Genomic DNA, 3821 nt, shown 5'->3' with positions numbered 1-3821 from the left:
AACAAGGAGAAATACATGAACACAATGGATCTTATTTCTACCCCAGAAATTGAGATTGTCTCTCTTAACCAAGTAATTGTACTCACTTGGATGTTTAGAACGGGATTTTGAAAGTGCTACCTTTTTATATTCATCGATAAAATACTCGCCACTATTAGATTCAATAATAATAAACCAATCATAATACTCTTGAATCTTAAGCATTCAGCTAATGCGCTACGCGCACGCTACGCCAACAGCTAATGCGCTACTTGTGGTGCTAAAGGCCTTTGGCCACGCTTTCGGCAAAGCCGACGCTTCGCGAACGCGAACAGCTAATGCGCTACAGATGGTGCTACTTGAGGTGCTAAAGGCCTTTGGCCACGCTACGCGAACAGGTTATGGATCACAGCGTCAAAGCCTGTGCCACGGTACACCAAACAGCTTTTGAATAAGCGATGCAGTGGCCTCACGGGGGTTCCCCCCATCAGCGACTGCCGGGGTTTCCACGGGATTTTCAAGGTGCGGAGGCAGGTGACCCACGCAGCCCCTCTCCACTCGCGCTTGGGATCAAGACAACAGGTAAGCATTGGTTTAATCTCTGTTACGTCAGCTGACCACTGTTCGCTGACCGCTGTTCGCTGACCACTGAACGCACCTCAAGTAGCGTGCGTGGCACAGGCTTCGACGCTGTGATCTAGCCCATATGCTTACGTCAATTTGATTAGAATTTACTACAAGTTGAGCAATTATGATGTCAGATATTCCATTAGAAGCCACTTCTACTTCCACTGCATTGAGCCAATCCCATCACTTTTCACAGAAAGAGTTTTGGCAGCAATGGCAGCAATATCAAGACTATCTCTATCATCGCTGTCTCAGGTGGATGGGTGGAAACCCTACTAATGCTGAAGATGCCCTGAGTCGGGCGATGATCAAGGCATGGGAGAAGGTGCAAAAATTTAGGGGGAAAATTGCTAATTTTAAGGCTTGGCTGACAAAGCTGACTCATAATCTCTGCGTGGATATTCATCGAGAACATTGTCGCAGCGCTAACCATGTTGAGGATATAGAAGGGATTCCAGAGGAAAAAGGATTAGTTTTCTGTGACGATACCCCACAAAGGGCTTTGGAGACAGACGAGAAAAAGATTGCTATCCGCCGTGCCATTGATAACTTACCTGGTCGGCTGCACCAGACGTTTATCTTGCACTTTTCTCAAGAACTGTCTCATCGAGAGATAGCCAAACAGCAAGAGATTTCCTACCAAAATGTCTGCAAGCGCATCTCCCAGGCGCGGGCCATTCTGCGAGAGGAGTTGAGGGGATATTTTATCGGCGAGGATGAGACTGATAGGGAATTATCGGTTACGCCAACTAATGAGGCAACAGAGTCAGCAATTGGGGAAATGTCCCAGGAGAATGGGGAAGTTGAAGCGATTGTGGGCGATACGGTGACATCATCTGTTGCGGTAAAGGAAGTGGAGAGTGTTGTGGGTGAAGAAGTGCGATCGCTGAAAGCGGGGCTTCGCCCATCGCCTTTGGCGCGGCTGAGGCCTTTGGCCACGCTACGCGAACGCGAAGCGTCGGCTTTGCCGAAACGCCGATCACTGCAGCACTCTGAGTCGGTTCCTGTTGCGGCTACTTCTGAGGAGACCTTAGATCAAGTGCGGTTGAATACCCATAATAAAAGTGTGGGGAGTGTGGGGAGTGTGGGGAGTGTTGGCAGATGGGGAGATGGGGAGATTTTTATTAAGGGTAATTATCTGGACTTCAAATTAGAAGTAAATATAGAAGTAAATAAAGATGGTTATCGGTGTGTTGAGGCGACGCTTTGTGAAAGGAAGGGGAGTGTCAATGCTACTACCCTATTTTCTAAGTTAATTTTGCCTTTCCAATGTTCACTCCCAAGTCATAAGTTTGTGAGGGATAGGAGTGAGTTGGTTTCTGATCTAGGTGATAGATTGATCATCCGAAAAGGGAGCCACGAGAGTCCGAGAAGCCCACCGACAGCTGAAAAAACTATCAAAATTCAAAATTCATTTCCTGAGGTGCGACCCGAACGCGCCCCCCGTCGGCTTTGCCGATAGGTGCGACCCAAGGCCGGGTTCCCCGGCCATTGGAAAGCGCACCTTGAGCGAATTTAATTCTTAATGGGTCAAGCGCACCTAAATTGTTCTTTGGGTTAGCGCAAAAATTCCTAAATTCCTCGGCTAAATCGTCTTAAAAATCGTCTTAACGGTGTAGAGAAACAAAACCGAAAGGATAAGGAAATACACAATGTCTGTACCAAAAATCAAAACCCTTCATTTTCTGGCGATCACATCCAGGTCTCAATGGAGCGAATCTAGTAGTCTTCTAGAATTAGACACCCGATCCTATGACGTGCAAAGACCTGATCTAGGGCCGCAAATTAAGAGCTTCCAACTCGATACAGGGCATCGGGAACAAGGCAAAGCGATTGCATGCTCTCTAGACATGCCCGAGAATTTATACTACTTCGAGAATATGGTTCTGATCATCAAAGGTGATGACCTGTGGCTGCCGAAAACAATGGCTTTCTATGCAGAGGACACTACAGGATATGTTTATCCAATAGTGGAGTATATAAACTGGCCTGAGCGAAAAGATACCACATGGAGTACTGATCCGAAGGAGGGAAAAGCTAAAATCGAGATCTTTCCCCTGCTACTGGACGTGTAAGGGACTTCCAAAAAATAAATGATCCTTTTAGTTAGCGCAAAAATTCAGAAATTTATCGGCGAAATCGTCTTAAGGATGTAGACAAACAAAACCGAAAGGAGAAGTAAATACACAATGTCTGTACCAAGAATCAAAACCCTTCATTTTCTGGCGATTACATCCAGGTCTCAATGGAGCGAATCTAGTAGTCCTCTAGAATTATACACCCTATACTCTGACGTGCCAAGACAAGATAGAACCCCGCAAATTAAGACTTTCCAACTCGATACAGTGCATCGGGAACAAGGCAAAGCGATTGCATACTCTCTAGACATGCCGGAGAATTTATACTACTTCCAGACTATGGTTCTGATCATCAAAGGTGATGACCTTTGGCTGCCGAAAACAATGGCTTTCTATGCAGAGGACACTACAGGATATGTTTATCCAATAGTGGAGTATATGAACTGGCCTGAGCGAAAAGATACCACATGGAGTACTGATCCCAATGAAGGAAAAGCTGAAATCCAGATCTTTCCGCTGATATTGGACGCGTAAGGGACTGACAAAAAATAAATGATCGATTACCAATTCTCTAGGAAAATGCGCTTAATACAGCAGCTGTTATGGGCGTGATTACACAGAAATAGCAAGGCAATGATTAAGCACATTGTTACAGAGAATTGGTAAGTGAACTACCCCGACTTACTTCGTTGACGTCGGGGTAGTTCACATTCGTCTAACCCAACCAACATTTTATTTCGTGCCTGGGATCGGACCAAGTGCGATTCTCCTAGGTCGCCGCTACGCGAACGCCTTACTCTGGTCGGGTTAGACCGGGTGATAACTATAGATCTTGCTGATTAACTCTCAAAGCATTGACAGATAAAGGTTTTAGCCTTGTTGGTATGTGCTTTTATAACTCCTACCTCCTACCTCAATACTCCTCCCTACTACCTAAATACTCCTACCTCCTACCTCAATACTCCTACCTCAATACTCCTACCTCAATACTCCTCCCTCCTAACTACTAACTCAAACAGGAGACAGGAGACAGGAGATAGGAGACAGAATAAAGAATCAATTTTATTCTTTCCTTATGGGGATGCAGTAAATTATCCACCTTTATAACTACTAACTCCTAACTACTAACTCCTAACT

4 protein-coding genes and 1 pseudogene are annotated in these 3821 nt (G+C 45.4%); 4 read left to right on the top strand and 1 reads right to left on the bottom strand.

What is annotated here, in order from left to right:
• A pseudogene (locus F6K57_RS39220) lies at nt 1–204 on the bottom strand (hypothetical protein); the annotation flags it as partial.
• A gap of 7 nt (nt 205–211) precedes the next feature.
• Here F6K57_RS39220 and F6K57_RS39215 point away from each other — a divergent pair.
• From F6K57_RS39215 to F6K57_RS39200, 4 genes are all read left to right on the top strand, one after another.
• Nucleotides 212–430: a hypothetical protein gene (locus F6K57_RS39215; protein ID WP_293067445.1), complete on the top strand. Its 219-nt coding sequence runs from the start codon at nt 212–214 to the stop codon at nt 428–430.
• 300 nt (nt 431–730) lie between these two features.
• Nucleotides 731–2068 (top strand): sigma-70 family RNA polymerase sigma factor, encoded by a 1338-nt coding sequence (locus F6K57_RS39210; protein WP_293074102.1) that lies wholly within the window; start codon nt 731–733, stop codon nt 2066–2068.
• A gap of 190 nt (nt 2069–2258) precedes the next feature.
• Complete coding sequence (locus F6K57_RS39205; RefSeq protein WP_293067450.1) at nt 2259–2681, top strand: hypothetical protein; 423 nt, start codon at nt 2259–2261, stop codon at nt 2679–2681.
• Between the two features lie 219 nt (nt 2682–2900).
• Nucleotides 2901–3218 carry a hypothetical protein gene (locus F6K57_RS39200; RefSeq protein WP_293074099.1) on the top strand — a complete coding sequence of 106 codons (318 nt, stop codon included), beginning with the start codon at nt 2901–2903 and terminating at the stop codon, nt 3216–3218.
• Nucleotides 3219–3821: the final 603 nt, after the last annotated feature.

Origin of the sequence: Moorena sp. SIO4A5, assembly GCF_010672005.1 — a bacterium.
Taxonomy (GTDB): domain Bacteria; phylum Cyanobacteriota; class Cyanobacteriia; order Cyanobacteriales; family Coleofasciculaceae; genus Moorena.
Note: the sequence above shows the minus strand (reverse complement) of the source record. Positions and strands in the feature narration are given on the sequence as shown.

Coding starts and splice junctions, on each gene's coding strand:
- F6K57_RS39215 (WP_293067445.1), top strand. CDS start 212: ATGCGCTACGCGCACGCTACGCCAACAGCTAATGCGCTACTTGTGGTG.
- F6K57_RS39210 (WP_293074102.1), top strand. CDS start 731: ATGATGTCAGATATTCCATTAGAAGCCACTTCTACTTCCACTGCATTG.
- F6K57_RS39205 (WP_293067450.1), top strand. CDS start 2,259: ATGTCTGTACCAAAAATCAAAACCCTTCATTTTCTGGCGATCACATCC.